The sequence below is a fragment of the Nostoc sp. FACHB-888 genome (genome assembly GCF_014696655.1).
Lineage (GTDB): Bacteria > Cyanobacteriota > Cyanobacteriia > Cyanobacteriales > Nostocaceae > Nostoc.
In genome coordinates this window covers 1-4,005 of sequence record NZ_JACJQM010000296.1, presented here as the reverse complement: position 1 = coordinate 4,005, position 4,005 = coordinate 1, and the positions used below count along the sequence as shown (strand labels likewise).

Genomic DNA, 4,005 nt, shown 5'->3' with positions numbered 1-4,005 from the left:
GTAATCTGCTGACGGGCTGGATTAGTTATTTACGGACTGGCTACCGTGATTCACTAATCAACGAATCGCACTAACATTCTTCATACTCAATGGTGGAAGATAGCAATTGTGTCGGCTCGTTGGTTGATTGAAACGGGTAGCGATTAGCCATTCATGTAGTGGCTTTTGGCGATCGCACTTCAACTACTGGTATATTCCAGCAATCACCAGACAATTAAACTATACGGCAGAGCTAAGGCAGGTTTACTTTGATAACCGAAAAATACGAAGATGTGCTTCAGTTCTGGTTTCCAAGCCAACCAAGCCCCGATCAAGCAACGATAGTTCGTCGTTGGCAATGGTGGTTTCGCGGTGGGGCGGGTGCTGAAGTAATCGAGCATTTTTCACCACTGCTAGAACAAGCCATGCGAGGTGAACTAGATGCTTGGTCTGGTCAGCCACGATCACGGCTGGCGCTAATTCTCGTCCTTGACCAGTTCTCGCGCTCAATCTATCCGGATACGGTGCAAGCGTTCGCACAGGACTTGAAAGCTTGTCATCTGACGCTTGAAGGCATCAATCTAGGACACTATGAAGCTCTCAAAACCCCTTGGGAGAAAACCTTTTTCTTCCTGCCATTGGGGCATTCTGAGGATCTTAGCAACTTGGAACTGGCAATTAAACTTGCGGACAACCTTGTGCAGGAAGCACCACAGAAGTATCGTGCATTACTAGAGTTCTCCGCAGCGCAAGCACGCCGACATCGAGATATACTTATCCAATTCGGTCGCCATCCTCATCGTAATAAAGCTCTAGAACGTCAATCAACCCCTGAAGAACTTGAGTATCTCGCAAGTGGTCAGCTTGTACACACGCGATCAATGCCGTCTCACCTATCGCAATTTCTCTGTGACACTTGAGCAATCTAATTTCGTTCGAGTCATTAAGAAGTGCAAGAACTTTTGCAGCAGTTGAGGGAAATACCGTGTACTTCACAGTTTCGACTAAATGCAGAGATTCAAGGAACCGTTAAGCGGTGCAGGGAGAGGGAAAATCGTTGAGGCAGCAGGGGTGCAGAGGAGCAGGGGAGAAAGAAGAAATTTTAAGCAATTTTAAGCATACGAACAGAAGAGATAGAAATTCCCCTCTGCACCCCTGCCCCTCTGCAATCCTTACGCCGCCTAACCTTCAGCTTAACTTAGTGCCATTCATTTATGACATATAAGCAGGAAATCATCAATTTTTACAATGCCAGAACTAATTATGATAACTATGTCACCCTCAATCGTGCAATTGCACTTTTTGACTATGTAACTCCAAGCCCTGGGCAATCCGTCTTAGATGTGGCGACAGGAACAGGAAATATTGCAATCACATCTGCTCAAAAAGTAGGCCCAAATGGTTATGTGATTGGAATTGATCTCGCAACAGAACTACTCAAGATTGCTCAACAGAAAATTCAAGCCGAAAACTTATCCAATGTTGGGCTAGTTGAAGTTGATGCAGAAGCATATCAACCTGAAGCAGACAAGTTTGATGTGATCTATTGTTCTTACGCCATCGTGCTTTTTCCCAAAATTCCTAAAATTCTCGAAAATTGGTATCGTTGCCTCAAGTTCGGTGGATTCATCGCATTTACCTGCTCGTCTGAAAATTCATATTTAGCATTGTCGATTGTAGAAGCTTGTGCAAAAAATGGAATCACACTGCCAAATCTACATGAACCATTCAACACCTATTAACTCAAGCCAAGTTTGACCAAATTGAAATTCATCCTCGACAGATGGGGGCTTACCTGAGCATAGAAGAAGCACAAAGCAGATGGAATGGGCAATTCTGGCTACATATCGATAATCCGTTACGGGAATTAACACCCCCAAAAATTTGCCAGATCAAAGCCAGCTATGATGAAGAGATCACGGCACTAGAAACTGAGCAAGGTGTATGGTATGAGGAGTTAATTTACTACGTTGTTGCTCGTAAAACATAGCAGTTTCGGCTCTATTGAGAGATTGGGCGCACACTCAAGCGGTGTTGGGAGAATGTAGCGGGTGCGATCGCTAATCAAACACAGAGACAAGTAGAACAAAGTAATTCTGCTACATTGTTAGGAGAAAACCAAGTTTTGGGTGTAGAAGTCAAAGCAGTTGATGAAGGTTCCGCCGCGTCCGTGCCAAATGCTGAAAAATGGTCGCATGAGGCGATTGTTGCGCGGTCAAGTGTGCGACCGGAGCGTATGCAGAAACTCAAAGTTGCAGCGAATTCGGGGCAGAATCCGGGGTTTGACTTTTTGCAAGAGTGCTGGGATGATCCGGCTTTGCAGATTGTGATCAAGAAACTGCTGACGAAGTTTCCGCAGTGGGGGATTGCTTGTGTTGATGGGGTGCTGGTTAAGTGGAATGAATAGCGATGTCTACGACGGGCTACGCCTACGCAGGATTATGGCCACCTGATCAAATCGCGTTGCTCCCAGACTCAGTTTGGTTTAACCCAGAGGATATTTACAACCATATTCTAGGTAAGCCGATTTTTTTGATGCGTAAATTTATGCGCTTACTGAGGAGCATACCTGCAAACATAAGGGTGTTCTGCAACCATAAACAGACTGTATCACCCAGAAGTACAGCAAAGCAAGTAATAAAACTTACATAAATTCTGCGTCTACTTTCGCGTAATTTTACGATGCTTTCAAATCACATTACTTTGACAGGTCATCGGTTACTTTGTGGAAAAACATAAGACTTGTCGGTAAATAACTGGACTTTGGACTAAAAGGCTACAGAAAAGCAGTCAGCAGTAACACTGACTGCCGTAAAGTCAATGAAAGTAATCGATAAATCATTGACGTGATGATCCTGACACAACTAGAAAAATTCCGCCAAGCTATCTACGATTGTTTGGGGAAAGCCAAAGATGCAGTATTTGAATTGATGGATGCAGTATTAACAAGTCCGAGTATCCCATCATTTGTAAGCTTGTCACAAAGCCCAGTATTTCGACGGCAATGGTCGAGCATTTATGCAGCACTGCATGATAGTCGCCCACCGAAGAGGAAGTTGATGAAGCTGCTGGTACAGGAGATAGCGACGGATGAACAGCCTTTTCTAGCAGGAGATCATAGCTTTTGGACACGACCAGAAGCAAAGACACTAAAAGAAAGAACTTTTTATGGGGATAGAAGAGGGAGCATAGGCATCGGACAAAGTTACAGTACTGTCTTCCTGGATACCAGAGCCGGATGGGAGCTGGGCATTGCCGTTAAAACATGAACGGATAACCAGCTTTGAAACGCCAACTAGTATTGCCGCATTCCAACTAAAACTTGTAACCCGTGAGTTAGGAAAAAGACCACTTGCCGCTTATGACCGAGGCTACGGCAATGCCAAATTTGTCCAAGCCACGGAGGAGATTAACGCAGACCTGTTGTTGCGTTTAGCATCTAACCGATGCGTATGGGGTACACCTGGTGCTTATAAAGGACGAGGCGCACCTTGTAAGCATGGTCATAAATTTAAGGTCAATGACCCCCAAACTTGGCCAGAGGTAACTGAAACTCTAGAAGTTGAAGACCCGCAAGTTGGTCGAGTTAAAGTAATGCGCTGGAGTGGGTTTCATTTTCTTCAATCCCCAAACCGGGCAATGGAAATCATTCGCGTCGAGGTGATCCAACCAGTTGGACGCAATCGTAAGTTCCAACCCTTATCCCTCGTGCTTGGTTGGGTCAGACAATGCCTCCATTAGAGGATCTCTGGCAAAAATACCTACGCCGCTTTGCTCTAGAGCATTGGTACAGATTTGCCAAGCAGAGGTTATATTGGACACAACCTCAATTGAGCTCTACTCGGGCGGCAGAGCGATAGAGTGAAAGTAATGCCCCTGCTAACTTGGCAACTCTGGTTCGCAAGAGTTGCCTGTATTGATTCCCCCTTGCCCTGGCAATCAACTCAGAATAAACTGTCTCCAGGACGTGTGGCACAAGCCTTTCCACTAATTTTAGCCGCCATTGGCACTCCTGCTCAACCCCCT

Annotated in this window: 4 protein-coding genes and 1 pseudogene; all 5 read left to right on the top strand. The window is 45.3% G+C overall.

Annotated features, from left to right (window positions below; genetic code table 11):
- Positions 1-248 precede the first annotated feature (248 nt).
- A complete protein-coding gene (locus H6G26_RS39465) occupies positions 249-899 on the top strand; it encodes a DUF924 family protein (protein ID WP_190737309.1) in 651 nt (216 codons plus the stop codon).
- Between the two features lie 294 nt (positions 900-1,193).
- Positions 1,194-1,721, top strand: a complete 528-nt coding sequence (locus tag H6G26_RS39460) for a class I SAM-dependent methyltransferase (RefSeq protein ID WP_190737307.1) — start codon at positions 1,194-1,196, stop codon at positions 1,719-1,721.
- Between the two features lie 41 nt (positions 1,722-1,762).
- A complete protein-coding gene (locus H6G26_RS39455) occupies positions 1,763-1,969 on the top strand; it encodes a hypothetical protein (protein ID WP_190737305.1) in 207 nt (68 codons plus the stop codon).
- Positions 1,970-2,083: 114 nt separating this feature from the next.
- Entirely contained in the window at positions 2,084-2,386 is a 303-nt protein-coding gene (locus H6G26_RS42005; RefSeq protein ID WP_199327283.1) for a hypothetical protein, read from the top strand.
- Between the two features lie 442 nt (positions 2,387-2,828).
- Positions 2,829-4,005 (top strand): annotated as a pseudogene (locus H6G26_RS44445) (NF041680 family putative transposase); the annotation flags it as partial.

Coding starts and splice junctions, on each gene's coding strand:
- H6G26_RS39455 (WP_190737305.1), top strand. CDS start 1,763: ATGGGGGCTTACCTGAGCATAGAAGAAGCACAAAGCAGATGGAATGGG.
- H6G26_RS39460 (WP_190737307.1), top strand. CDS start 1,194: ATGACATATAAGCAGGAAATCATCAATTTTTACAATGCCAGAACTAAT.